We start from the raw sequence: 23,965 nt of genomic DNA, 5'->3' as shown, positions 1-23,965 counted from the left end.
AAAAAACCTTTAGAATAATCTATGGCACTCTTACTTGAGTGTCATTTCTTTCTGTAATAAAGAAAAGGTGATGTCATGAGAAGAAGTAAACCGAAAAAACAACATAATGAGAAAAAGAAGTCTCTGCCGATTCGGCTGAACATTTTATTTTTGCTTGCATTCATCATTTTCACTTGGATTATTGTAGAGCTTGGCATCAAGCAAATCGTTATGGGTGAAGATTATAAAAATGAAGCAAGCAAGCAGGAAGAAGTGGATGTCAGTTCAGCTGTGCCAAGAGGGAAAATTTACGATCGAAACCTGAATTCAATTGTGACCAACAAAGCGTTAAATGCGATTACATACACAAGATCTACCTCAACGACACAAGCGCAGCGTTTAAAAATTGCGAAAAAACTTGCAGGTATGATTAAAGTGGATACTGAAAAGGTCACAGAACGGGACAAAAAGGATTATTGGATTCTGACGAGACCGAAAGAAGCGAAAAAACTCATTACAGCTAAAGAAAGAAAAAAAGTTGAAGATAAATTGCTTTCTGACGATGATTTATACCAGATTCACCTGAAGCGTATTACCGATAAACAACTGAACGAACTGACAGATGAAGATATGCAGATACTTGCCATAAAAAGGCAGATGGATTCAGGCTATTCATTGACGCCTCAATATATCAAAAACAAAGATGTGACTGCCAAGGAGATGTCTGTCGTAAGTGAACATTTGGAAGAATTGCCAGGGGTAGATGTTACCTCAGACTGGGAACGGGATTATCCGTATAAAAGTTTGCTGCGTACATTGCTTGGCAGTGTATCCAGTTCAAATGAAGGGCTTCCTTCAAGCCTTCTTGAACATTATTTGTCACTCGGCTACAGCCGAAATGACAGGGTCGGCAAAAGTTATTTAGAATATCAATATGAAGATGTTCTTCAAGGACAAAAAGAGAAAGTGCAAAATATGACAGACTCTTCCGGCAACGTCACCGGCAAAAAAACCATTTCAGAAGGCAAAGCCGGCAAGGACTTGGTGCTTACAATTGATATTGATTTGCAAAAATCAGTCGAAAAAATTATTGAGAAAAATTTGAAATCGGCCAAAGCAAGAGCAAGCACTGAATTATTGGATCGCGCATTTGTGGTCATGATGGATCCGAGAAACGGTGAAGTCTTGACAATGGCAGGTAAACAAATTACCAATCAAAATGGTAAATATAAAATCGACGATTATGCTTTAGGCGCTATGACTTCTTCCTATGCAATGGGGTCTTCTGTTAAAGGTGCGACTGTGTTAACAGGGCTGCAAACAGGTGCGATCAATTTAAACACTGTATTCCAAGATGAACCGATTCTAATTAAGGGTTCCAACCCTAAAAAATCTTGGACGAATTTAGGCCCTGTCAGCATTCAAAGAGCACTTGAACAATCGTCAAACGTATTTATGTTTAAAACAGCAATTGCGATCGGTAAGGGTGAATATAAAAGCGGTCAATCATTGCCGTTGGACACAAAAGCCTTCGATACATTCCGTTATAATTTTAGTCAGTTTGGCTTAGGAGTAAAAACCGGAATTGATCTGCCGAATGAAGCAACCGGTTATCAAGGTACTAAGAGACAATCAGGGCTTTTGCTTGACTTTGCTATCGGACAGTATGATACGTATACACCGCTCCAAATGGCGCAATACGTGTCCACCATTGCAAATGGAGGATATCGTTTGAAGCCTCAGCTCGTGAAAGAAGTAAGAGAGCCGGATGCTCAAAAAGGCATCGGAGCTGTAGTGGAATCTGTTCAGCCTCAAGTTTTAAATAAAGTAAATATGAGCAGTGATGAGATCGGAGAAGTTCAAGCCGGCTTTAAACGGGTCATGACAAAGGGAACAGCAGCAAGCCAATTTGCGTCGGCAAAATATAGTCCGGCAGGCAAAACTGGTACAGCGCAATCTTTCTATGATGGTCCAAATAAATCAAAAACAGGCGAAAGTACTTATAATACAACACTCGTTGCCTATGCACCTGCAGACAACCCGGAGATAGCCATTTCGGTAGTCGTTCCTTGGGCCTATGTTAACTATAGTGACAGATATTCCATTACGAATGAAATCGGACGAGAAGTATTAGATAAATATTTCGAACTGAAATCAAAACAAGAAGACGACAACACTCAGCAAAAAAACAAAAATAAAATTGAAGAAGAGGCGCAAAGCTCAACATCTTCAAATCATTAAAACAGAACGCCCACATGTGTGGGCGTTTTTTTGTATACAAAAAAACACACGTATTTACAAAACCTTTACATTCGTTTAAAACGCTTTTCACACTCAACCTTTACGCTATACATGTAGGACAAATTACACATTATACGCAGGGGGAATTCAAGAAATGAAAAAAAACAAGTTGGTGCTCATGCTTCTTATGGCTGCTTTTATGATGATTGCAGCAGCATGCGGAAATGCGGGAGAGAGTGAAAAGTCAAATACCGGGTCTGCAAGCGGAGAAGGAAAGGCATCTGGTTCTTTAACCATTTCTGGTTCATCGGCCATGCAGCCGTTAATACTTGCAGCGGCAGAGAAATTTATGGAAGAAAATCCGGAAGCAGATGTCCAGGTGCAGGCCGGAGGGTCTGGTACAGGACTTTCTCAAGTGTCTGAAGGGGCTGTTCAAATCGGAAATTCTGATGTGTTCGCTGAAGAAAAAGAAGGCATCGACGCAAAAGCGCTTAAAGACCATCAAGTGGCAGTCGTCGGTATGGCAGCGGCTGTAAACCCTGACACAGGCGTGAAAGATATTTCTAAAAAAGAGTTAAAAGACATTTTTACAGGAAAAATCAAAAACTGGAAAGAGCTTGGCGGCAAGGACCAAAAGATTACTCTTGTGAACCGTCCTGATTCTTCAGGAACACGCGCTACATTTGTGAAATATGCGCTTGACGAGGCTGAGCCTGCTGAAGGAATTACAGAGGATTCTTCCAACACGGTCAAAAAAATCATTGCTGATACTCCGGGAGCTATCGGATATCTGGCATTCTCATATTTAACAGATGACAAAGTAACACCTCTTGCGATCGACGGCGTCAAACCAGAAGCGAAAAATGTCATGACAGGCGAGTACACGATCTGGGCTTATCAGCACTCTTACACAAAGGGTGAAGCAGAAGGGCTGGCGAAAAAGTTTCTTGATTACCTAAAAAGTGAAGAGATTCAAAAAAGCATTGTAACAGATCAAGGTTATATTCCGGTCACAGATATGAAAGTGACCCGTGATGCAAGCGGAAAGCAAAGCTGATTAAACACAAAAAAGGGGAGTGCGGATCACCCGCTTCCCCTCTTAACACATTCATAGGAGTGTCATAGATGATAAACAATAGAGAAAAATGGTCTGTGAGCGAAAGATTAATCAGCTCAAGGCAAAACCGGCAACTGGATGAAGTCCGGGGAAGAATGATCGTGACCGCCTGTGCGCTTATCATGATTGCGGCGTCGATAGCGATTACCATTTTCCTTGGCGTAAAGGGGCTGCAATCTTTTCTTGTAAATGGTGTAAGCCCAATTGAATTCTTAACGAGCCTGAATTGGAACCCAACGAATACCGAGCCTCAGTTTGGGGTGCTGCCGTTTATTTTCGGTTCATTTGCGGTGACAGTTCTTTCCGCCCTTATTGCTGCTCCGCTCGGCATAGCCGGTGCTATTTTCATGACGGAAATCGCGCCGAATTGGGGAAAGAAAGTGCTGCAGCCGGTGATTGAACTTCTAGTCGGCATTCCTTCTGTTGTTTATGGATTCATAGGTCTTACAGTATTGGTGCCGTTTATCGCTGCATTTAAAACAAGCGGAACAGGGCATAGCTTGTTGGCCGGTACAATTGTGCTGTCAGTGATGATTCTGCCGACGATCACATCAATTTCGGCTGATGCGATGGCCTCGCTTCCGAAAAGTCTCAGAGAAGGCTCATATGCGCTCGGTGCAACAAGATGGCAGACGATCAGAAAAGTGCTTGTACCTGCAGCCTTTCCCACTTTGATGACTGCGGTGGTGCTGGGCATGGCGCGGGCGTTCGGAGAAGCACTCGCTGTGCAGATGGTTATTGGTAATACGAGAATTTTGCCTGAGAGCCTGCTTGATACAGCAGGAACTTTGACAACGATTATTACCCTGAATATGGGTCATACCACTTATGGAAGCGTGGAAAACAATACGCTGTGGTCAATGGGACTAGTTCTTCTTGTGATGTCGTTTCTATTTATTCTGCTCATACGTTACTTGTCATCTAGGAGGAAATTGTAATGAACAGCAAATTGACGGACAGAATTGCGACAGGTGTATTCGGTTTATGCGCCGCGATCATTGCGGCCATCCTTGTGGGGCTGTTTTCTTATATTCTTATAAACGGCGTTTCTCAGCTCAGCTTTGATTTCATCTCGACAAAATCAAGCGCCATTGCGGCGGGAGGCGGTATACGCGACCAGCTGTTTAACTCTTTCTATATTTTGTTTATTACCATGCTGATTACGATTCCGCTCGGTGTCGGCGGCGGTGTGTACATGGCGGAATATGCGCCTCAAAACAAATTGACGGATTTTATCAGAACGTGTATTGAAGTGCTGTCATCGCTTCCTTCTATTGTGATCGGTATGTTCGGATTATTGATGTTTGTCAATCTGACGGGCTGGGGGTATACAATTATCGGCGGCGCACTTGCTTTAACCGTCTTTAATTTGCCAGTGATGGTTCGTGTCACAGAAGACGCGGTTCGTTCAGTTCCTAAGGATTTGAAAGAAGCGTCGCTCGCTTTAGGCGTATCAAGATGGCATACAGTTAAAACGGTTTTACTGCCAAGTGCCATTCCATCTATCATTACAGGTGCGATTTTAGCGTCCGGCAGGGTGTTTGGCGAAGCGGCGGCATTATTATTCACAGCCGGCCTTACGACGCCTCGCCTCAATTTTACGGAATGGAATCCATTTTCAGAAACATCGCCTTTCAATATTTTCAGACCGGCTGAAACGCTTGCAGTGCATATTTGGAATGTGAACACCCAAGGGATCATCCCAGATGCTGAAGCGATCGCTAACGGAGGGTCAGCAGTGCTGGTTATTTCTGTCCTGTTTTTCAACCTGGCGGCAAGATGGCTCGGATCATTTATTTATAAAAAGCTTACGGCAAACTAGAGGAGAGGGCGATTTGAGATGATCAACCTAATGGAAAAGGAAAAAATGGAGCAGCCCATTTCTGTTCGGCGGCAGCATGTACTCGAGATGAGGGATCTATCTATTTTTTACGGAGAAAAGCAGGCGGTTTATCATGTTAACATGGATATTGAAAAGAACGCTGTGACAGCTCTGATCGGTCCGTCCGGATGCGGCAAGTCAACCTTTCTCAGAAACATTAATCGTATGAACGATTTAATCCCCTCAGCAAGAAATGAAGGAGAAATTTTGTATGAAGGATTAAATATTTTAGACAGCAAGATTAATGTCGTCAATCTTAGAAGAGAGATCGGAATGGTCTTTCAAAAGCCGAACCCTTTTCCGAAATCTATCTATCACAATATGACACATGCCTTAAAATATGCCGGAGAACGGAGAAAAGCAGTGCTTGATGAGATTGTCGAAGAAAGCTTAACGAAAGCGGCGCTTTGGGATGAAGTAAAGGACCGTCTTCACTCCTCGGCCCTGTCTTTATCAGGGGGCCAGCAGCAGCGGCTGTGCATCGCGAGAACGCTCGCAATGAAACCTGCCGTCCTGCTGTTAGATGAACCGGCTTCAGCCCTTGATCCTATTTCAAATGGGAAAATTGAAGAGCTGATCACTGAATTGAAAAAAGAATATTCAATTGTCATCGTGACACACAATATGCAGCAAGCACTGAGGGTTTCCGATCGAACGGCATTCTTTTTAAACGGAGACCTCGTAGAATATGGACAGACAGAACAAATTTTTACAAGTCCGAAGCACCAAAAGACAGAGGATTATATTAACGGGAAATTCGGTTAGGAGGGCACCGATGAGTATTGCTACAGAGGCTGTGAAGAAATCGGAAGTTTTTGAAATCAACGGGATGAACTTATGGTACGGAGAACATCAGGCCTTAAAAGATATTCATATGAAAATGAATAAACATGAGGTCACGGCGATCATCGGCCCATCCGGCTGCGGAAAATCTACGTTTATCAAGACATTGAATTTAATGATCCGTATGACGCCGAACGTAAGAATGACCGGCGTCATGATCTATAATGGCAGTAATCTTTTGCAGCAGAAAGTGGATGTCGTAGAGTTAAGAAAAAATATCGGCATGGTCTTTCAAAAAGGCAATCCGTTTCCGCAATCCATCTTTGATAATGTGGCTTACGGACCGAGAATTCATGGTATGAAAAACAAAAAGAAGCTTCAAGAAACGGTAGAAAAATCGTTAAAAGATGTTGCGTTATGGGATGAAGTGAAAGACCGTCTGCATCATCAGGCGCTTGCATTATCCGGAGGCCAGCAGCAGCGTCTCTGCATCGCCAGAGCGCTTGCCACAAATCCCGATATCTTACTGATGGATGAACCGACGTCAGCGCTTGATCCGATTTCAACAAGAAAAATTGAGGAGCTTATCCTGCAGTTGAAGGGAAAATACACTATCGTTATTGTCACGCATAACATGCAGCAGGCAGCCAGAGTTTCTGATCAAACCGCATTCTTTTACATGGGAGAGCTTGTTGAGTGCGATGATACGGTAAAGATGTTTTCACATCCAAATGATAAAAGAACGAAGGATTATATTACAGGGAAGTTTGGATAACCCTCAAAAAGGGCTGTTTTAGCCTGCGGAGGCTCGGAGAGATCACTCAGAGCCTCTTTTGTATGCAGAAAATGCAGGTAAACCTCAGCGGCTTTAAAATGTCCTAAAATCAAAAAAAGCTTGCCGGCAGTATCCAGAAATGGACGCTGCCGGCAAGCTGAAACAGGCTGTTTATCAGCGTGTCAAAGTTTTAACAATTTTTTTGAAGCTCATGCCCTGCTTTAACTTAAAATCACCGGCTCGGATTTCTTTATGGTAGCCTGCGTCAATGACATAATCATTAAAATCCTGCGCTGAGGAAATGAGGCCCTCTTTTTCAAGAATGTCCGAAACATCCGCAGTGCTCATGCCGTCTTTGATGGTAAGTTTATACGTTTTATTTTTATTTTTTTCTGTATCTGCATTGCTGTCATCACTTAATGATTTCTCTTTGGAATCCAACAGCTTTTGATATTCATCACGGTCGACTGAGACCATTTTTTTAGAGTCAAGATAAGCGCTGACATCCTGTTCGCTCACTGATTTTTCATTTTTAACAGCGGCGGCTTGGTCTTCATCGGTCAAATAGAAAACACCGGCAAGAACGGCAGTCGCCAAAATAATGCCGCCGGCAAATGCTTGAATGCCCCGTTTTGTCATACGAGCACCCTCTCGTTATCCTTAATAATATGATTCACATCTTCTACTGAAACATGCTCCGCTTTTGCAATAGCTTCCACGGACATGCCGTTATTATATTTAGATAGAATTTGCTTAGCGATTTTTTGATTGATGCCGCTGTGCTTAGATTTGCGGATGACAAGATTTGTTTCCAGCAATTCTTCTTCAAGCACAGTCATTTTCTTTTTCAATTTATAAATTTCCTGCATAGCGGAAAGCTGAAGAGTCTCAACCTCTTGTTCTACATCCTTCATTGGATCTCTCTGAGAATATGAGAATGCAATTAGCGCTATACTGACGATAAACAACGCAATAATAGCGATTTCCACGTTTCATCACCTTCTATTCTTATTTTACCCTTCTTTTTTATACCATAAAATAGCTATATACTAAAGGAATTCGTGAAAAAAACGGATATTTTGTCGAGAAATCTTTCTTTGTTTACACCAGATGTAATGGTTTAATAGGATCAGTGAGAAATACCAGGGGAAGGAGACTGTTAAAAGCAAATGGATAAACACCCAGTTTCCCATACTATTCGAAACACTGACCTTTTTTATAGGGACAGCTTCGACATTATGATACAACATTCTCAAACCTTAATTGTAAAATGGAATTTTCCCGCCGGCATATTGCAGCGCACAGAAGCGGTGCTTTTTGAGGATGCACAAGATATGGTGAAAGAAATCAGCCTCTTGATGACCAAAGGCAACGAGAAGTTTGTCTATAAGGCGCATACCAATCTTTATAAAGGAGAACTGAAGTTTCATCCGGCAGCCGGGGATGCAGAGTACAGGGCCGAATTCAGAGTGTATAATTCGCTGAATGTCTGCCTCAAATGGGCGGAGACACCACCTGTATTTATGAAAGAAAACGAAGTAAAACAGGTGAAGGGTTTCAGCCGATTTGAGCCTTGCGGGAATTGGTCAGAACAATTTTCTGCATATACCTCTTATCCGACTGAGGACAAGAGACTGTGAAGATCCTGATCCTTTCATCCGAAAATCCAAGCCATCCCAAAAGCGGACTAGGTGTCCACCTCAGCCGTTTGATACCGCTTATTGAGCCGCACGCAGAACTATATGTTTGCGCACCTGACGGATGTCATACTTCTCCGATACATATACATTTGCCCGTTTCAACGAATTTCCTCTCTTATGCTGACTTTGAAAGCGCGATGGCGGATGTAAATGCACAAATGATTAAACATGTGATGGACGGCAAATGGCGATATGATCTTATCCATGCACACGATGACATCACGGCTCCTGCAGCCCGCTATTTAAAAAACAAGCTTAATATCCCGCTGCTGACCACAATACATGGGCTTGAAAGCAGCCGAAAACAAGTTGTCCAACAAACGCCTCATCCATACAGACAATTGACAGAGTGTATTCTGATTGAAGCCTCTGACCGGATCATCCTTCTGAGCACTTTTATGAAATCATTCTTAGAAAGAGCGTACGGAGCAGGCAAAAAAGCAATTGTCATTCCAAGCCCTATTACACAGGAACACATCAGCTCCTCCAGAGTGAAAACGATCAACAAACCGTACTTGTTTTCCTTCGGGAGATTTGTACCGGAAAAGGGGTTTCACCATTTGATACAAGTGTTCAGCCTGCTGAAAAAGCGCCATCCCGGACTCAAGCTGGTGCTGGCAGGCGAAGGACCGTCTCTTGCTTCTTATACTAAGCAGGCTGAGACCTTAGGGCTGAAACAATCCGTTGTATTTTTGCCTTTTTTAAGCCAAGCAGAAAAGCAGGGATGGCTGTCCCGGTGCGAACTTGCTGTTTTTCCGAGCTTGTATGAACCTTTTGGTTTGGCCGCGCAAGAAAGTATGGAGCGCGGCGTGCCGACGGTTGTTTCCAACAAGGGAGGATGGCTTGATTACGCGCACCATAACAAAACTGCTTTTGTTGCAGACTTTACCCAAGAGACAGAAGCTGCTGAGACGATAAACGGCTTGCTGATTGACCGCAAAAGGCTCAGCCGAGTGAAAGAAAAAGGCAGGGATCATATTGTTAGGCTGCATCATCCGGCTTATATCAAGCGTGCATATCTTACACTTTATGAACAAATGCTCAATAAATCAGCATTTCATTAAAAAACATCCTAGCTTTCCGTCCATTATAGTGGTATTATGTATAAGTCTGAATAAGTAAATGATATTGAGTTTGGAGGGAAAATAATGCGCGTTAATATTACTTTGGCTTGCACAGAATGTGGTGAGCGTAACTATATTTCTAAAAAGAACAAACGCAACAATCCAGATCGCGTTGAATTTAAAAAATATTGCCCACGTGATAAAAAATCTACGTTACACCGTGAAACAAAATAACAGCAGGATTTTCCTGCTGTTTTTTCTTTGCCCACAGGGAGGGATTTCATTTGAAAACAAAATTAAGAAAAGCTGTGAAAGAACAACTGTCGGCCGTATCAGACATAGAATGGCTTCAAAAATCAGCGATTATTCATCAACGATTATTTTCTTTACAAGAATGGCAAGAAGCTCAGACGATTGCGGTTACCATCTCCAGAGGCCAGGAAATTCCGACCGGGCCGTTAATTCAGCAGGCTTGGGAGGAAGGAAAACAAGTCTGTATTCCTAAGTGCTTTCCTGACACCCGCGAAATGCAGTTTCGTACATATAAAGACGGTGATCAGCTTGAGACGGTTTACGTTGGCCTGCAGGAGCCTATTACAGAAAAAACCGCCGAAGTTAAGAGCTCTGACATAGATGTAATGATTGTCCCCGGCGTTTGCTTTGACCATGACGGCTACAGGATCGGCTATGGCGGAGGCTATTACGACCGTTATTTGGAAGGTTATAATGGAAGCACGGTTTCACTCCTCCTATCGTGCCAGCTTGTTGCTAGCATTCCTCGCATGCCTCATGATATCCCCGTGAAAAAACTAATAACGGATAACAAAATTGTGGATTGTTTTTCATGAAAAATCATCCCTCCTAAAAGAATAATTACGAAGAAATAACAAACGATACTGGTAGGAGGGATCATATGAAAAAATTGATTATCTTTTCGATATGCACCGTTTCTGCCGTGCTGTTTTACCAAAACCGCTACAGAGTGATGAATACGGTTCTCGGACAGCCAAGAATCAGGCAGTCCTTTATACACTTCTTTTTAAAAATTCCGTTTATCCGCAACAAATTTATCCAGCAAGCCTTTTAAAAAATCCCGTTTCCTGCGGGATTTTTCCTTTCAGTATGAGATCGATTCGCTACCTGTTATAATAAAGAAAAACAATTGGAGCGGTAAAAGATGTATTTGTTAGATTATACATATTGGAAAACAGCGGACACCCTGCTGAGAAGCGGCTATGAATTCATTCCGTCCTCGGATTATTCAGATGAAATCTGGCTGGAAGCGCCGGGCAAGTCTCCTTATGACATGGTTCGCCTGCATAGAAAGAACGTCGATTTTCATCAGGAAATCGTAAGGGACGCGAATATGCAAGCCGAACGGATCGAACAGGTGAGAATTTCTCTTAACAAGCGAAGCATCAAGGTGCTGAACCTTCTGTTTTCTGCTGAAGCGCCTGTGGATGACTGGGAAGAAGCTATCGGCGAGCCTTATAAAAAAGGTAAGGCATCAGTCGAATCAGCGCTTATCCATACGGCGGAGCTTGACCAAGGTATTCAGAGAACCGAAGCCTCCCTGCAAATAGATCTTGCGGCCCTCAGGCGTTTGAGAGAAGATGATATTTCGTATGATGACGTGCAAGGCGTAAAGGAGAGCTTTATTTCTTTATTGAAGAAAAAAGAAGAACGAAGAAAAAAGGAAGCGGCATTTTTTCAAAACGGAAAACCGTTTTTCACCTATATTTTTATCGCACTGCAGTTGATTATGTTTTTCTTGCTTGAAATCAATGGAGGCAGCACCAATACTGAAACGCTAGTTGCTTTTGGCGCAAAGGAAAACAGTCTGATTGCAGCAGGAGAATGGTGGAGGCTTGTTACGCCGATCGTCCTTCATATCGGACTGGCGCATTTAGCCTTTAATACCTTTGCTTTATGGTCGATAGGAACTGCCGTCGAAAAAATATACGGATCAGGCAGATTTCTTTTGATTTATTTACTGGCTGGTGTAACTGGATCCATTGCCAGCTTTGTGTTCAGTCCATATCCTTCCGCCGGTGCTTCGGGAGCGATTTTCGGCTGTTTGGGAGCACTGCTTTATTTAGCTGTTTCCAACCGGAAATTGTTTTTAAAAACAATTGGCACCAATATCATTGTGATTATTATTATAAATCTGGGCTTTGGATTTGCTGTTTCAAATATTGATAACTCCGGTCATATTGGCGGATTAATCGGCGGTTTTCTGGCGGCGGGAGCTTTAGGATTACCAAACATTTCAGCGCGGGCCAAAAGAATCGTCTCAGCGGTGCTGCTTGTTGCGCTGGGCGGAGGTTTTCTTTATTACGGCGTCCATTCACCAGCTCATCAGCAAACGGCATTGGTGCAGCAGGCAGGCAGGCTGTATCAAGAAGGCCAATATGAAGAAGTGTCCGAATTGCTGAGCGGAGAGGCTCAGCAGGAGGGTGCCTCAGCCGACCTCCTAAGGATTCTGGCTGTTTCAGATATGCAAATTGGCGAATATGACACAGCTGCTGCATTGCTTGAGAGGGCCATTGATAAAGAACCTGAAGACGATACGTCTTATTATAATCTGGCGCTTCTGTATGCGGAGAAAAATGAATGGGCAAAGGCAGAAACGGCCATTAAAACTGCGGTGAAGCTGAAGCCGAATGAGCAAAGCTACAAAGAGCTTCAGGAACAAATTGAAAGAAAAGAATAAAACAGGGGCGAAAGGACTCCCTGATGTTATAAGCTGAATTTTCATAGAAAAAACGCCGGGCATTGTGCCGGGCGTTTTTTGCTTGACGGACAGGTTGTTTATGAATACGCTAATTATAGTCAAGATAGAGAATGGTGAGGAATATGAATACATTATATGATGTACAGCAGCTCTTAAAGAAGTTTGGCCATGTTGTTTATTTTGGGAACAGAGAGCTGGAAATTGAATTTATGATGGACGAACTGAAGGAAATGTATCTGTCCCATGTCATTGAGAGGAAGCAATGGATACAAGCGGCCGGTGTCCTTCAAAGGGAATTGGAACAGACAAAACAGCAAAAGAAATAGATATGTAAAGGTAAAGGTGATGAGAAATGGACGAGGTATGGTTTGCGGGCATTGATTTAGGAGGAACTACAATTAAGCTTGCGTTTATTAATATGTATGGAGAAATTCAGCATAAATGGGAGGTCCCGACCGACAAAACGGGAGATACAATCACAGTTACGATTGCAAAAGCGATTGACAGCAAATTAGAGGAAGTAAGCAAACCGAAGCATATTGTAAAGTACATTGGAATGGGGGCGCCCGGCCCTGTAGACATGATGACGGGCACGGTTTATGAAACCGTGAACCTAGGGTGGAAAAATTACCCGCTGAAGAATCATTTAGAGGCGGAAACGGGTATTCCCGCCGTTATTGAAAACGATGCCAATATTGCCGCGCTGGGTGAAATGTGGAAGGGCGCCGGCGACGGAGCGAAGGATGTGATTCTTGTGACGCTTGGCACCGGCGTAGGCGGAGGCATTATCGCTAACGGGGAGATCGTTCACGGGAAAAACGGAGCCGGCGGAGAAATCGGCCATATATGCTGTATTCCTGAAGGCGGAGCGCCTTGCAATTGCGGTAAAACGGGCTGTATCGAAACGATTGCGTCGGCGACCGGAATCGTAAGAATTGCAAAGGGGAAAATTGCAGAGGCTAAGCAGGCGACGCGCCTTGCAGAACAGAAAGATTTATCAGCGCGCGATGTGTTTGAAGCAGCAAATGACAATGATGCAGCTGCACTTGAAGTCGTTGATGAGGTCGCTAATTATCTCGGCCTTGTGCTTGGAAATTTGGCAAGCTCACTCAATCCGTCAAAAATCGTTCTTGGCGGAGGCGTTTCCAAGGCGGGAGAAATATTAAGATCAAAAGTCGAAACAGCGTTCCGCCAATATGCATTTCCGCGTGCGGGCAAAGCGGCTGACATTTCAATCGCGGCTCTTGGCAATGATGCCGGAGTCATTGGCGGAGCATGGATTGCCAAAAATGAGTGGCTGACCCATCAAAATGGTTAAAAGGTAAACGCTGTATTGATTTTTTGTGATATGCACGTTAAGATATGGTTTAGTGTATTGAAATCACAATGTTCTGATTAATTTTATTAGGGTGCTGCATAGGAGGTTGAAATGCGGAAAAGTTTTTTTTCGAAAATTTCATTTATGCTGATTGCCATTTTGTTGATGTGGCTGAAAACGTATGCCGTTTATAAAACCAGTTTTAACATCAAAATCGAAAATTTTGCACAGGAATTTATTTTATTTATCAACCCATTGAGCTTTTTGCTGCTGATTTTTGGGTTTGGCTTATTTCTAAAAGGCAAAAACAGAAACCGCTACATAATTGCAATGAGCTGTGTGGTGACATTTGTTTTGCTGGCCAATATGGTTTTTTACCGATTCTACAATGATTTTCTAACAATTCCTGTTCTTTTCCAAACGAGCAATATGGGTGATTTGGGAAGCAGCATCAGCACCTTGCTGGAACCGACAGATATCCTTTTGGCGGTCGACATTGCGGTTTTAATTTGGCTTTATACACGTCAGAAAACTTTTCAAACAAACAACGTCACCACAAAAAAAGAACGTGCGGCTTATTTTTTGTTTGTAGCTTCTGTTTATTTTTTTAATTTAGGTTTGTCAGAAGCAGAAAGACCTCAGCTATTGACACGTTCATTTGACAGAGAAATGCTGGTCAAAAATATCAGTCTTTTTAATTTCCATATTTATGACGGTGTGCTTCAATCAAAGCAATCGGCGCAGAGAGCCTTGGCTGACAGCAACAATCTGACTGAAATTGAAAACTATGTAAACGCTAACGCTAAAGATACGAACAAAAGTCTGTTTGGTGCCGCTAAAGGCAGGAACGTCATACTCGTATCTTTGGAATCGACCCAAAGTTTTGTAATCAATGAAAAAGTGAACGGGCAGGAAATAACGCCTTTTCTCAATGATTTTATAAAAGAAAGTTTCAATTTTAACAATTTTTATCATCAGACCGGACAAGGAAAAACATCGGATTCTGAATTTATCGTTGATAATTCGCTTTATCCCCTTGGAAGGGGAGCGGTGTTCTTTACAAACGCGGGAAATGAATATACGGCTGCCCCGGAAATTTTAAAGAAACGGGGCTACTATTCGGCTGTTTTGCATGCGAATAACAAAAGCTTTTGGAATCGGGATTTAATGTATCAATCGTTTGGATATGACAAATTTTTAGATGTTGATTCATATGACGTAACAGATAAAAATTCAGTCGGCTGGGGTTTAAAGGATAAAGAATTCTTTGAACAGTCTTCGGAATTATTAAGAACCCTGCCCCAGCCGTTTTATTCGAAGCTCATTACCCTGACGAACCACTTTCCTTTTGAGCTTGATGAAGAAGATAAAATGATCGAGGAATTTGATTCAAACAGCCAAACGCTTAATAAATATTTTCCGACAGTGCGTTATCAGGATGAGGCATTAAAACGGTTTATTGAAAAGCTGAAAGAAGATGGGCTGTATGAAAACTCGATGATTGTTTTATACGGTGACCATTATGGCATTTCCGAAAACCATAATGAAGCGATGGAGCAATTTCTAGGAAAAGAAGTCACGCCGTTTGAAGAGGTACAGCTTCAAAAAGTGCCGTTTGTTGTTCACATTCCGGGTATTACAGATCAACAGCCGAAAACCATAGAAAAAGTCGGCGGGCAAATTGATATCCGGCCTACGCTTATGAACCTTTTAGGCGTTGATACAAAAGAACAGATCCAATTCGGAAATGACCTGCTTTCTGATAAGAAGCTTGACTTTACCGTGCTTCGGGACGGGAGCTTTATTACAGATCGGGTTGTGTACACAGATGGAGTCTGCTATGACAAATCAACCGGCAAACCTGTGAAAGAAGACCAAACCTGTGAGCCGTTTGCGGATAAAGCTAAGCAGGAGCTTTCGTTCTCAGATCAAATTATATACGGCGATTTGTTAAGATTTTATGATCAAGACAGGTTGGACGATTCGTCAGAAAAGAAAGAAAAAGAAACACTTGATCAGGCATCATAAAAAGAAAGCCTTTCGTTCCTTTTGAACGGAAGGCTTTCTTTTTTGAAATCCGCAGTCATATAGTAACAAAAAAGGGGGATGAAAATGGCATCTATCCGCGTAAAACCTGAAATCAAACAAAATTTGGCTATATTAGCGAAAGAATTAACAATAGACGAAGCACTGCTGATCAGTGCAAATCAAAGAGCCGGAAAAACGGAGCTGTTTTGTCCGGGGATTTGGATTGGAGAAGGCAGTGACGCACCAATTGAAACCATTCAGGAGCTGAAGCGATTTTTAGATACGTGTCAATCTATACAGCCTGCGAACGAATGGCTTCGGGAAGAAAAGGCCTATGATTTTCAGGCAGCAGAAGAAGAAATCGAAAAAATCATTGATGTGTTTCCGTTTGTCACATATCGTTCAATAGGCCGCTCAGTATTGGGAAGGCCGCTGTATGAACTTAGTGTCGGAGCGGAAAATGCCCCCAAAAAGGTGCATATGAACGCATCTTTTCATGCGAATGAGTGGATTACCACATCAGTTTTATTAAAGTGGTTTAAAGAGTACTGTATGGCTTTGTGTGAAAACCAGCCTTTTTTTGAATTTTCTCCTCTCAAACTTTTCAGTCAAACGTCTCTCTCTGTCGTGCCTCTTGTCAATCCTGACGGTGTTGATTTGGTTTTGCATGGTTCCGGATTTGCAGGGGAAAGGCAGGATTTTTTAAATACATTAAACGAACATCGGACTCATTTTAATGAGTGGAAGGCGAACATTAACGGTGTTGATTTAAATAAACAATTTCCTTCGCTATGGGAAATTGAAAAACATCGAAAACCGAAAGAGCCAAGCTTCCGTGATTTCCCTGGCACCGCTCCGTTAACAGAGCCTGAAGCAATGGCGATGCAGCGTCTTATAACAGATCATCCGCCAGACAGACTGATTGCGCTCCATACTCAGGGCGAAGAAATATACTGGGGATACAAAGGACTTGAGCCAGAAGAATCAGCGCGTGTGGTAAAGGATTTCGAAGTTCTGAGCGGAAACTGTTATAAAGGGATACGGGATATCGACAGCTATGCCGGATACAGAGACTGGTTTATCCATCATTATTTTAAAGAGGGCTATACGGTAGAGCTGGGAAAGGGAAAAAATCCTTTGCCGTTTTACCAGTTTCCGGACATTTATGAAGTGACAAACGGGATCTTATGGCGGTCGTTATTTTTTCATGAATAATTGAAACTTTTTCTTTTTTCTCCCGTACCAAATATGGGACAATAAATATGATCGGAGGGGAAGGCTGATGAGATTTGTTTATTTTATTCTGCTGTCAGCTTTAATGTTTAGTTTATCGGCATGTGAACCATCTCATCAGCAGCAAAAGCAAGCATCGGCATCGGACAAAACAGAAAAAGACATCATTCCGCTGAAAAACGGCAAAGCTGATGAGGTGGAAGGATGGCTGAATGACCATACTATCCTTTACACAGCATCCGATCCGACGAAAAGCGAGCTTTTTGCATATGATCTATTTAAAGGCAAGGCTCAAAAGCTGTATGAGACAGAAGGCCAAATGGTGGATGTGCAAATAAATGAGAATAGGCATATGATTCTCTTGCAAATCACACACAGTCAACGGACGGCAATTGTTCTGCTGGATCAGAACGGGAAGAAGCTGTATGATAAAAATTATGAAACATATGAGCTGGAAGCCGCCTGGAATCAATATAACCCATATCAAATAATGGTTACGGTATTCACGCAGGATTGGGACTTTGATACATATGTAGTGGACGCAAAAAAAGGACACTCAAAAGAAAGTCCGATACAGGTCCCTTTTATTCATTGGACTTCTGCTGATACGTTTGAGTATATAAAGAATGGAAAAAACAATGATTCCGGTCCTTTATATACGTACGACTTGAATACGAAGCGCGAAAAAAAACAGCTTGATGATGTTCTGGCCATTGATTCATTTCAAAATATGCGCTTTGCTGTCAAATCGGCTTCAGACGAAAATGGAACATTTATTTTCCAGTGGCCGGGAGCCGATTCATCTGTCACATATGAGCTTCCGCTTCAGACGAAGTATTCAAGCCTCAGTCCGATGGAATACGATTATGACGAATCAGGCAGGCTGTTTTATACGTTCATACAAAGCGGCAGTGCGTATAAGCTCATCGAAGTTGACCTGGAGTCAAAAAAGAAAAAGGACATTCTCGATTCGGCTGAAATGGAGCCGATTCAAATTTCTCCAAACGGACAATTCGCTTTATACGGCTATCAATTTGACCGTATAATATCGTTAAAGACTCACAAAGTTGAACCTATCATAACAGAGAATGTGAAAGGAGATTAAGTAACTATGGCAATTGCAGATGTAACCATTATTCCGATCGGAACAGAAACCCCAAGCGTCAGCGGGTATGTGGCGGATGTGCAAAAGATTTTGGAGGGCTACAAAGCGGAGGGGAAAATCAAATATCAGCTAACCCCGATGAATACCCTAATCGAAGGCGAACTCAGCGACCTATTTACGGTCATTCAGGCCATACACGAAGCGCCATTCCAAAAAGGGCTTCACAGAGTGGCGACGAACATCCGTATAGACGACAGACGCGACAAAGAGACGACGCTTGAAAGCAAAATCATAAGTGTCAATAAACATCTGAATCAATAAAAAAATGCCTGTATCCGATGGATACGGGCATTAGTGTACTGTCGGATAACCGCTGTTGATGACCGTCATGACTGTAAACCAGCCAAAAACAAACAGGGTTGCTCCGGCAAACAGAAAACCGAGTATATTTTTATTTCTTACAGAACGCAGAACTCCCCAAACAGCAAAAAGTGTGACAAGGCCAAAAATCACCATCAGTAACATTATGCAGCCCCCTTTGTCATTGAAACCTGCAATTCTTTCCAGTTTTATTTTAACCGTTTTCATTGTGTTTGTCGATAGAGTTTCCTTATTGTTTGTTTGAATCTTTTTTGAAAAACCTTCATAATAGAGCAGAAAGGAAAGAGGTGGATCATGTGAAGTGGAGACGTATGCCTGTAGGGCCTATTCAGGCCAATGCTTATTTTTTAATCAGTGAGGATCAGTCATGTCTGATTTTTGATCCGGGAGGCGAAGGGGATAAAATCAACCAATACATAAAAGAAAAAGGCCTTAAGCCATTGGCGATTTTACTTACCCATGCCCATTTTGACCATATCGGAGCGCTTGATGATGTAAGAGATAAATGGAACATTCCTGTCTACCTTCATCAAAAGGAAAAGGAATGGCTGACGGATTCTTCATTAAACGGATCTGGACTTTTGAGAGGAATCGAAGTCACTGCAAAGCCTGCTGATCATTTAATAGAAGATGACGGTGAGCTGAATATCGGACCTTTTCATTTGGAAACGCTTTTTACACCGGGGCATTCGCCGGGAAGCGTTTCTTACTACGTGAGAGATGCAGATCTGGTCATCTCAGGAGATGTTTTATTCCAAGGAGGCATCGGACGAACCGATTTGCGTGGCGGTGACCAAGAAACCCTTCTTACGTCCATTCATGAAAAGTTACTTACGCTCCCAGAACACACATTGGTATTAAGCGGCCACGGACCGGAAACAGATGTGCAGACGGAGCAGGACCAAAATCCGTTTTTAAATGGCTTTTCATTATAAAAAAGAGACAAACCGTTTTGGTTTGTCTCTTTTTGCATGTTAATGCCCTCCGCCGCCGGGAACCATGATAAAGATCGAGTAGTATGTAAATCCGGCAAAGAAAATTGTTAAGTAAGCGCCAAAAATATAAATATACATGCGTTCTGTTAAATTCAAATACGATAAAAACACGAAAAGTACAGTTTGCCCAAAAAATAAAAGAGATGCGTCTTTCATGTCCCCCAAATAAAACATCACTGCGAAAATTCCCGTCCAAAATCCTAACACCCGGAACATGCGATTCATTTTTTTATCCCCTCCCGAGAGTCTATCTGATTGTTATTATAATGGATTATAAGCTCAAATGTAAACATTTTCATTATTATAATTAAGATGGAATAAATTCCTTTGATTGCGTTTTCATTATATGTTCATCTTTTCAAAAGAATCCTGAAAAAATATGTAGAAAATGTGTTTAATACAAAAAAGATCGGGGTACATATTCTACAAAGAGATGGTTATAATCGGAGGAGGAACTACACATGGAAGAACTAACATTTTATTCGTACCCAAGCTGCACGTCTTGCAGAAAAACAAAACATTGGTTAAAAGCTCATCAGATTGATTTCAACGAACGTCACCTATTCAGAGAAACACCGACAATGGAAGAGTTAAAGTACATTTTGTCCCTTACGACAGAAGGCATTGACGAGATTCTGGCAACGAGAAGCCAAACTTTTAAAGAGCTGAACTTAAATATTGAAGAGATGACAGTCAATGAAGTGCTGGACCTGTTAATCGAAAAACCAAAGCTTTTGCGCCGCCCTATCCTTGTTGACAACAGAAAACTCGTTATCGGCTATAATCCGGGAGAACTTTTGAAACTGACTAAAAAGAAAACGGTTCATCAATCCGTATCATGATGAAAAAACGAAGATCCGCTGAGTGAATTGTTCAGCTTATCTTCGTTTTTTCAGGTTGTGAAACTGGGCTAGCTGGGTTCGAACCAACGATCACGGAGTCAAAGTCCATTGCCTTACCACTTGGCTATAGCCCATCGAGTTGGTATGAATAGTATGTGCAAAGAAACGCACCGTATACATAATGGACTAAAAAAGTTGTGTTCCTGATTTTTGCAGAATCAGTTTTCAAGGAAGGAAATAGATGGACCAATTACAGGAGGTACCCAATGGAAAAGACCAATGTGGCTCTATATCAATATTTAACAGAGCATGCAAACGAAATAACATATCAATGGCTGCAGAAGAGGGCGCCAAAAGACACCTTACATTATGCTGCTGACAGAGAGTCGGAAACTGAATTGAAAGAAAGGGAGCAGCATGAGGCATTAATTTCTATTGTTGCAAAAGCTCTTACAGGAAAAGAGGAAGCGGGAGAGGAGCTTAACAAATGGGCGCTCCAGTTTGCCAGAGATCGCGCGGTTCATGAAGTGCCTGTGTTTGAAAGTGTCGGCCAGTTTAAGATTTTCAGGGGAATCGTGTGGAGCAGGGTGCAGGCGTTTAGCGAGACTTGTTCCCAAGAGATTGCAAAGCAGGATGTGTTTGATTGGAGTGAAAGACTGAATCACACAATTGATGAGATCATAGAAGTGTTTACAGAAGAATATCATCAGGTTACGATCATTCAGCTAAACGCGCAAAAAGAGATGATTAATGAATTAAGCGCTCCGATTATGCCGATTTCAGATGGAATCGGAATACTCCCGCTTGTCGGTGAAATTGATACTTATCGGGCGAGAACGATTTTAGAATCCGTTCTAGAGCAATGTTCAGCATTGCGTCTGTCTTATTTATTTTTGGATATTTCAGGTGTGCCCATCGTTGATACAATGGTGGCGTATCAAATTTTTAAAGTCATCGACAGCACTAAGCTTCTCGGTATTGAGACCATCATATCTGGCATCAGGCCTGAAATAGCCCAAACAGTTGTTAAACTTGGGATTGACTTTTCAAATGTGAAAACAGAAAGAAGTCTCGTGAAAGCTTTATCCAAAAGAGGCTTTAAAATTCATGAATCTTGAGCACTCTCATTGGGGGTGTTTTTTTATGAGCGAAGAGAGGGGAGAGAAAGACTGAACAGCAGTATGCTATTCAGCCTTTTTAACTTCTATAAATAAAATATGGTGGCTGTCAATGTCTTTCACTTTAAAGGCATAACCGTCATATTCGATCACACTTTCAGGTGAAGCGTCAATATCCTGGGTGAGAAACCAGCCGCCGATTGTATCAACTTCTTCATCTGATAAATCGGTTCCCAGCAGATCATTTACTTGGCTGACTAATACTTTTGCGTTCAGCATATAATGATTTTTGTCCAATTCGCGAATATGAGGGATTTCATCTGCGTCAAATTCGTCACGGATTTCTCCGACGATTTCCTCAACAATATCTTCAACGGTCACCAATCCCGATGTACCTCCATATTCATCTATCAGTATTGCCATATGAGTGCGTTCTTTTTGCATTTTGATTAATAATTGATAAATGGGAATGGTTTCGATCACATGTATGACTGGCTGGATAAACGGGTCCAACTGTTCTTTTGTAAATGAAAACCGCTCTGACAATAGAGAGAACAGCACTTCTTTTATATTCATCACACCGATGACATGGTCCTTGTCTTCTTTTACTACAGGGTAGCGTGTGTATTTGGTTTGCTTGATGATTTCCTGAAGGCTTTCTACAGACTCGTCATCTATTGGCAAGCTGACCATTTCATTTCTTGGCACCATTATTTCTTTGGCCATACGCTTATCAAATGTGAAAATATTGTTCATGTACTTTAACTCGCTTTTTTTAATCTCTCCGCTTTTATAGCTTTCAGCCAACAGAACTCTTAGCTCTTCTTCTGTATAAGCCAATTCAGTTTCCGAGGCCGGCTTTAAACCGAACATGCCGGTAATCAATCGGGCTGATTGATTGAGCACCCAGATAAACGGAAACATGATTTTATAAAACCAAATCATTGGTTTTGCAAACATCAGGGTAATGCTCTCTGCTTTCTGAATAGCGAAGCTTTTCGGTGCCAATTCTCCAATGACGACATTCAGATAAGTGACTAATAAAAATGCAATCACAAGTGATAGGAAATGTGTCAAAGACTCATGGAGCCCCAATTTCAAGAAGAGGGGATGAAGCAGAGTTTGAACTGTTGGTTCTCCGAGCCACCCAAGCCCCAAAGCTGTTACTGTAATTCCTAATTGGCAGGCAGACAAATATTCATCAAGATGCGTGATGACATGTTTTGCTGCTTTTGCGCCTTTTATTTCTTTTGCAACATATTGGTCAATTCTGGAGCGTCTTACTTTTACAATAGAAAATTCTATGGCAACAAAAAATGCGGTTACCATGATTAAAACGGCTACTGCTATCAATTTAGTATATTCCAATGGACTGCCTTCACTAAGGAAGGCGTACACCTCCCTTTTCCGATCATCTTCTAACATTCAATACCACCGCGTTATGTTCATAAAACATATAGCGAAACCTCTCATGAAGTTTAAGATGTATGACTTTTGGCAAATAAAGAGTTAAATAAGAATTTGGAGGACAAAGTGATGAAGATTCATTCGGGAGAGGATTGGTTTTGGTACCAATTAGGCCCTCAGGAAAAAAAGCAAGGGAAGGAACTGATTCATTTCTCTCATTGGCCGCAATGTGAAAAGTGGTTCGAAAATGAACATCACATCAATTTCTTGCGAATAGATACAAATGAGCTCGATAATGAAGCGGTGTACGGTTCTTTCATTTACGACCAAGGGCTTGAACAAGAAAAAGACCATACAGTTTTTCATTTTTATATCACCAGACAATATTTTTTCACGATAAACTTTGATTTCTCAGTTCTTGAAGGGATCAAAAAAGAACATGTGATTCAGCAAATGAAAAGAGCAGACAATGCGTTTGAAGGATTTTTCATTTTGCTTGGAGAATTGATGAATGCGTATTTAATCGGCTTAGATGAGTTTGAGGTAAAACTGAGAAAATTGAAGTGGCAAATATATGCGGACAACAGCAAAAGCATTGTAAATCGCGTTCACAGGCTTCGGCACGAACTGATGATTTGGAAAGGCCAGATACTGAGTGTGAAGAAAATTGAAATGGCTTTAAAAGAAGCATTTATGCCGAAAAATGACCAGAAAAAAGATTATCAAAGAACGCATCATAAAATAGACAGAGGTTTTACATATGTCAGCGAATTCGAGGGGGAACTTAGCAATCTCATGCATTCAGAAGAAGTCATCACCTCTCAAAGAGGAAATGAGATCGTTAAGGCACTGACTATTTTTACGACTCTCTTTACGCCAATGACCGCTCTCGGCGCGCTTTGGGGGATGAACTTTGAGGTAATGCCAGAACTGAATTTGAAGTATGGCTATGTTTTTTCTATCATCTTAATTCTGATTTCTACGTTATTGATCTATGTTTACTTAAGGAAGAAAGGCTGGACAGGAGATATGCTGAAAGATCGGGAGAAGAAATACTTTCGGAAGAAGCAATCCCGTAAGTGAAGTTGAAGGACGGAACACCTCTAGCATTGACTTTCTATCCGAGTGAAATGGGACGAAACTTCGCCATGGTGGAAATAACGTACAAAAGAAAAAAGCTTATCCGGGGTGCGGGAGCCAAAAGTTTGGACGCCAAACTCCCTTGCAAAAATATTATTGGGATTTACGGGCAGGTCTTCTATG

At 41.9% G+C, this 23,965-nt stretch carries 26 protein-coding genes, 1 tRNA gene and 1 pseudogene; 22 read left to right on the top strand and 6 right to left on the bottom strand.

The annotated features are described in order from the left end of the window. Positions 1-75: 75 nt before the first annotated feature. From pbpA to pstB (AAHT65_RS19890), 6 genes are all read left to right on the top strand, one after another. On the top strand, positions 76-2,220 hold the full coding sequence (pbpA, locus tag AAHT65_RS19915) for a penicillin-binding protein 2A (protein ID WP_343310710.1): 2,145 nt from the start codon (positions 76-78) through the stop codon (positions 2,218-2,220). A gap of 154 nt (positions 2,221-2,374) precedes the next feature. Continuing rightward, positions 2,375-3,277, top strand: coding sequence for a phosphate ABC transporter substrate-binding protein (locus tag AAHT65_RS19910; RefSeq protein WP_088117587.1), 903 nt, complete (start codon positions 2,375-2,377; stop codon positions 3,275-3,277). A 68-nt stretch (positions 3,278-3,345) separates the two neighbouring features. After that, entirely contained in the window at positions 3,346-4,275 is a 930-nt protein-coding gene (gene pstC / locus AAHT65_RS19905) for a phosphate ABC transporter permease subunit PstC (protein ID WP_004429534.1), read from the top strand. Then, a complete protein-coding gene (gene pstA, locus AAHT65_RS19900; protein WP_010789219.1) occupies positions 4,275-5,159 on the top strand; it encodes a phosphate ABC transporter permease PstA in 885 nt (294 codons plus the stop codon). Before pstC ends, pstA begins: the two co-directional genes overlap by 1 nt. A gap of 18 nt (positions 5,160-5,177) precedes the next feature. Then, positions 5,178-5,984: a phosphate ABC transporter ATP-binding protein PstB gene (gene pstB, locus AAHT65_RS19895; protein ID WP_343310709.1), complete on the top strand. Its 807-nt coding sequence runs from the start codon at positions 5,178-5,180 to the stop codon at positions 5,982-5,984. A gap of 10 nt (positions 5,985-5,994) precedes the next feature. Beyond that, entirely contained in the window at positions 5,995-6,777 is a 783-nt protein-coding gene (gene pstB, locus AAHT65_RS19890; RefSeq protein ID WP_343310708.1) for a phosphate ABC transporter ATP-binding protein PstB, read from the top strand. Positions 6,778-6,951: 174 nt separating this feature from the next. Here pstB (AAHT65_RS19890) and AAHT65_RS19885 read toward each other — a convergent pair whose 3' ends face one another. Further along, positions 6,952-7,416 (bottom strand): endolytic transglycosylase MltG, encoded by a 465-nt coding sequence (locus AAHT65_RS19885; RefSeq protein ID WP_010789216.1) that lies wholly within the window; start codon positions 7,414-7,416, stop codon positions 6,952-6,954. After that, positions 7,413-7,766 (bottom strand): hypothetical protein, encoded by a 354-nt coding sequence (locus AAHT65_RS19880; RefSeq protein WP_003325404.1) that lies wholly within the window; start codon positions 7,764-7,766, stop codon positions 7,413-7,415. The genes AAHT65_RS19885 and AAHT65_RS19880 overlap by 4 nt, the downstream gene beginning before the upstream one ends. A gap of 249 nt (positions 7,767-8,015) precedes the next feature. Here AAHT65_RS19880 and AAHT65_RS19875 point away from each other — a divergent pair, with 249 nt between their 5' ends. The 12 genes from AAHT65_RS19875 to AAHT65_RS19820 all read left to right on the top strand — a co-directional run bounded on the left by AAHT65_RS19875 (position 8,016) and on the right by AAHT65_RS19820 (position 18,280). Next, the gene (locus AAHT65_RS19875; RefSeq protein ID WP_233529567.1) at positions 8,016-8,417 is read left to right on the top strand and encodes a hypothetical protein; all 402 of its coding nucleotides are present in this window, start codon (positions 8,016-8,018) and stop codon (positions 8,415-8,417) included. Next, the gene (locus tag AAHT65_RS19870) at positions 8,414-9,541 is read left to right on the top strand and encodes a glycosyltransferase family 4 protein (protein WP_343310707.1); all 1,128 of its coding nucleotides are present in this window, start codon (positions 8,414-8,416) and stop codon (positions 9,539-9,541) included. The genes AAHT65_RS19875 and AAHT65_RS19870 overlap by 4 nt, the downstream gene beginning before the upstream one ends. An 84-nt stretch (positions 9,542-9,625) precedes the next feature. After that, positions 9,626-9,775, top strand: coding sequence for a 50S ribosomal protein L33 (rpmG, locus tag AAHT65_RS19865; RefSeq protein ID WP_003153056.1), 150 nt, complete (start codon positions 9,626-9,628; stop codon positions 9,773-9,775). Positions 9,776-9,825: 50 nt separating this feature from the next. Then, a complete protein-coding gene (locus tag AAHT65_RS19860) occupies positions 9,826-10,389 on the top strand; it encodes a 5-formyltetrahydrofolate cyclo-ligase (protein WP_343310706.1) in 564 nt (187 codons plus the stop codon). Positions 10,390-10,454: 65 nt separating this feature from the next. Next, positions 10,455-10,628 (top strand): hypothetical protein, encoded by a 174-nt coding sequence (locus tag AAHT65_RS19855; protein WP_003325409.1) that lies wholly within the window; start codon positions 10,455-10,457, stop codon positions 10,626-10,628. A gap of 90 nt (positions 10,629-10,718) precedes the next feature. Then, on the top strand, positions 10,719-12,254 hold the full coding sequence (locus AAHT65_RS19850; RefSeq protein ID WP_343310705.1) for a rhomboid family intramembrane serine protease: 1,536 nt from the start codon (positions 10,719-10,721) through the stop codon (positions 12,252-12,254). Between the two features lie 143 nt (positions 12,255-12,397). Continuing rightward, complete coding sequence (locus AAHT65_RS19845; protein WP_343310704.1) at positions 12,398-12,601, top strand: YqgQ family protein; 204 nt, start codon at positions 12,398-12,400, stop codon at positions 12,599-12,601. 26 nt (positions 12,602-12,627) lie between these two features. Continuing rightward, on the top strand, positions 12,628-13,593 hold the full coding sequence (glcK, locus tag AAHT65_RS19840; RefSeq protein WP_010789210.1) for a glucose kinase GlcK: 966 nt from the start codon (positions 12,628-12,630) through the stop codon (positions 13,591-13,593). 111 nt (positions 13,594-13,704) lie between these two features. Continuing rightward, entirely contained in the window at positions 13,705-15,621 is a 1,917-nt protein-coding gene (locus tag AAHT65_RS19835) for an LTA synthase family protein (RefSeq protein WP_268371640.1), read from the top strand. An 84-nt stretch (positions 15,622-15,705) separates the two neighbouring features. Then, positions 15,706-16,836, top strand: a complete 1,131-nt coding sequence (locus AAHT65_RS19830; protein WP_343310703.1) for a M14 family metallocarboxypeptidase — start codon at positions 15,706-15,708, stop codon at positions 16,834-16,836. A gap of 67 nt (positions 16,837-16,903) precedes the next feature. Further along, positions 16,904-17,959 carry a hypothetical protein gene (locus AAHT65_RS19825; protein ID WP_343310702.1) on the top strand — a complete coding sequence of 352 codons (1,056 nt, stop codon included), beginning with the start codon at positions 16,904-16,906 and terminating at the stop codon, positions 17,957-17,959. A gap of 6 nt (positions 17,960-17,965) precedes the next feature. Then, positions 17,966-18,280: an MTH1187 family thiamine-binding protein gene (locus tag AAHT65_RS19820; RefSeq protein ID WP_003325417.1), complete on the top strand. Its 315-nt coding sequence runs from the start codon at positions 17,966-17,968 to the stop codon at positions 18,278-18,280. Positions 18,281-18,310: 30 nt separating this feature from the next. Here the strand turns inward: AAHT65_RS19820 and AAHT65_RS19815 are convergent, their stop codons facing one another. Further along, a complete protein-coding gene (locus AAHT65_RS19815; protein WP_003325419.1) occupies positions 18,311-18,484 on the bottom strand; it encodes a DUF2759 domain-containing protein in 174 nt (57 codons plus the stop codon). 152 nt (positions 18,485-18,636) lie between these two features. On the opposite strand from AAHT65_RS19815, the gene AAHT65_RS19810 reads away from it, so the two are divergent. Further along, positions 18,637-19,275, top strand: a complete 639-nt coding sequence (locus tag AAHT65_RS19810) for an MBL fold metallo-hydrolase (protein ID WP_343310701.1) — start codon at positions 18,637-18,639, stop codon at positions 19,273-19,275. Between the two features lie 39 nt (positions 19,276-19,314). Here the strand turns inward: AAHT65_RS19810 and AAHT65_RS19805 are convergent, their stop codons facing one another. Next, a complete protein-coding gene (locus tag AAHT65_RS19805; RefSeq protein ID WP_003325421.1) occupies positions 19,315-19,560 on the bottom strand; it encodes a DUF2626 domain-containing protein in 246 nt (81 codons plus the stop codon). Between the two features lie 236 nt (positions 19,561-19,796). On the opposite strand from AAHT65_RS19805, the gene AAHT65_RS19800 reads away from it, so the two are divergent. Beyond that, positions 19,797-20,177 carry a Spx/MgsR family RNA polymerase-binding regulatory protein gene (locus AAHT65_RS19800; protein WP_003325422.1) on the top strand — a complete coding sequence of 127 codons (381 nt, stop codon included), beginning with the start codon at positions 19,797-19,799 and terminating at the stop codon, positions 20,175-20,177. A gap of 63 nt (positions 20,178-20,240) precedes the next feature. Here AAHT65_RS19800 and AAHT65_RS19795 read toward each other — a convergent pair. Continuing rightward, a tRNA-Gln gene (locus AAHT65_RS19795) sits at positions 20,241-20,311 on the bottom strand. A gap of 132 nt (positions 20,312-20,443) precedes the next feature. On the opposite strand from AAHT65_RS19795, the gene AAHT65_RS19790 reads away from it, so the two are divergent. Beyond that, the gene (locus AAHT65_RS19790) at positions 20,444-21,295 is read left to right on the top strand and encodes an STAS domain-containing protein (protein ID WP_088117577.1); all 852 of its coding nucleotides are present in this window, start codon (positions 20,444-20,446) and stop codon (positions 21,293-21,295) included. A 66-nt stretch (positions 21,296-21,361) separates the two neighbouring features. On the opposite strand, the pseudogene AAHT65_RS19785 reads toward AAHT65_RS19790, so the two are convergent. After that, positions 21,362-22,710 (bottom strand): annotated as a pseudogene (locus AAHT65_RS19785) (hemolysin family protein). Positions 22,711-22,831: 121 nt separating this feature from the next. Here AAHT65_RS19785 and AAHT65_RS19780 point away from each other — a divergent pair. Continuing rightward, positions 22,832-23,785, top strand: a complete 954-nt coding sequence (locus AAHT65_RS19780) for a magnesium transporter CorA family protein (protein WP_088117575.1) — start codon at positions 22,832-22,834, stop codon at positions 23,783-23,785. Positions 23,786-23,965: the final 180 nt, after the last annotated feature.

The organism is Bacillus atrophaeus (assembly GCF_039519175.1).
In the GTDB taxonomy this organism is placed as follows: domain Bacteria; phylum Bacillota; class Bacilli; order Bacillales; family Bacillaceae; genus Bacillus; species Bacillus atrophaeus.
This window is presented reverse-complemented; position numbering and strand designations above follow the sequence as displayed.

What these genes read in the sequence shown, in the direction of transcription:
- pbpA (WP_343310710.1), top strand. Translation starts at nt 76, where the DNA reads ATGAGAAGAAGTAAACCGAAAAAACAACATAATGAGAAAAAGAAGTCT.
- AAHT65_RS19910 (WP_088117587.1), top strand. Translation starts at nt 2,375, where the DNA reads ATGAAAAAAAACAAGTTGGTGCTCATGCTTCTTATGGCTGCTTTTATG.
- pstC (WP_004429534.1), top strand. Translation starts at nt 3,346, where the DNA reads ATGATAAACAATAGAGAAAAATGGTCTGTGAGCGAAAGATTAATCAGC.
- pstA (WP_010789219.1), top strand. Translation starts at nt 4,275, where the DNA reads ATGAACAGCAAATTGACGGACAGAATTGCGACAGGTGTATTCGGTTTA.
- pstB (WP_343310709.1), top strand. Translation starts at nt 5,178, where the DNA reads ATGATCAACCTAATGGAAAAGGAAAAAATGGAGCAGCCCATTTCTGTT.
- pstB (WP_343310708.1), top strand. Translation starts at nt 5,995, where the DNA reads ATGAGTATTGCTACAGAGGCTGTGAAGAAATCGGAAGTTTTTGAAATC.
- AAHT65_RS19885 (WP_010789216.1), bottom strand. Translation starts at nt 7,416, where the DNA reads ATGACAAAACGGGGCATTCAAGCATTTGCCGGCGGCATTATTTTGGCG.
- AAHT65_RS19875 (WP_233529567.1), top strand. Translation starts at nt 8,016, where the DNA reads ATGATACAACATTCTCAAACCTTAATTGTAAAATGGAATTTTCCCGCC.
- rpmG (WP_003153056.1), top strand. Translation starts at nt 9,626, where the DNA reads ATGCGCGTTAATATTACTTTGGCTTGCACAGAATGTGGTGAGCGTAAC.
- AAHT65_RS19855 (WP_003325409.1), top strand. Translation starts at nt 10,455, where the DNA reads ATGAAAAAATTGATTATCTTTTCGATATGCACCGTTTCTGCCGTGCTG.
- AAHT65_RS19850 (WP_343310705.1), top strand. Translation starts at nt 10,719, where the DNA reads ATGTATTTGTTAGATTATACATATTGGAAAACAGCGGACACCCTGCTG.
- AAHT65_RS19845 (WP_343310704.1), top strand. Translation starts at nt 12,398, where the DNA reads ATGAATACATTATATGATGTACAGCAGCTCTTAAAGAAGTTTGGCCAT.
- glcK (WP_010789210.1), top strand. Translation starts at nt 12,628, where the DNA reads ATGGACGAGGTATGGTTTGCGGGCATTGATTTAGGAGGAACTACAATT.
- AAHT65_RS19835 (WP_268371640.1), top strand. Translation starts at nt 13,705, where the DNA reads ATGCGGAAAAGTTTTTTTTCGAAAATTTCATTTATGCTGATTGCCATT.
- AAHT65_RS19830 (WP_343310703.1), top strand. Translation starts at nt 15,706, where the DNA reads ATGGCATCTATCCGCGTAAAACCTGAAATCAAACAAAATTTGGCTATA.
- AAHT65_RS19825 (WP_343310702.1), top strand. Translation starts at nt 16,904, where the DNA reads ATGAGATTTGTTTATTTTATTCTGCTGTCAGCTTTAATGTTTAGTTTA.
- AAHT65_RS19820 (WP_003325417.1), top strand. Translation starts at nt 17,966, where the DNA reads ATGGCAATTGCAGATGTAACCATTATTCCGATCGGAACAGAAACCCCA.
- AAHT65_RS19815 (WP_003325419.1), bottom strand. Translation starts at nt 18,484, where the DNA reads ATGTTACTGATGGTGATTTTTGGCCTTGTCACACTTTTTGCTGTTTGG.
- AAHT65_RS19805 (WP_003325421.1), bottom strand. Translation starts at nt 19,560, where the DNA reads ATGAATCGCATGTTCCGGGTGTTAGGATTTTGGACGGGAATTTTCGCA.
- AAHT65_RS19800 (WP_003325422.1), top strand. Translation starts at nt 19,797, where the DNA reads ATGGAAGAACTAACATTTTATTCGTACCCAAGCTGCACGTCTTGCAGA.
- AAHT65_RS19790 (WP_088117577.1), top strand. Translation starts at nt 20,444, where the DNA reads ATGGAAAAGACCAATGTGGCTCTATATCAATATTTAACAGAGCATGCA.
- AAHT65_RS19780 (WP_088117575.1), top strand. Translation starts at nt 22,832, where the DNA reads ATGAAGATTCATTCGGGAGAGGATTGGTTTTGGTACCAATTAGGCCCT.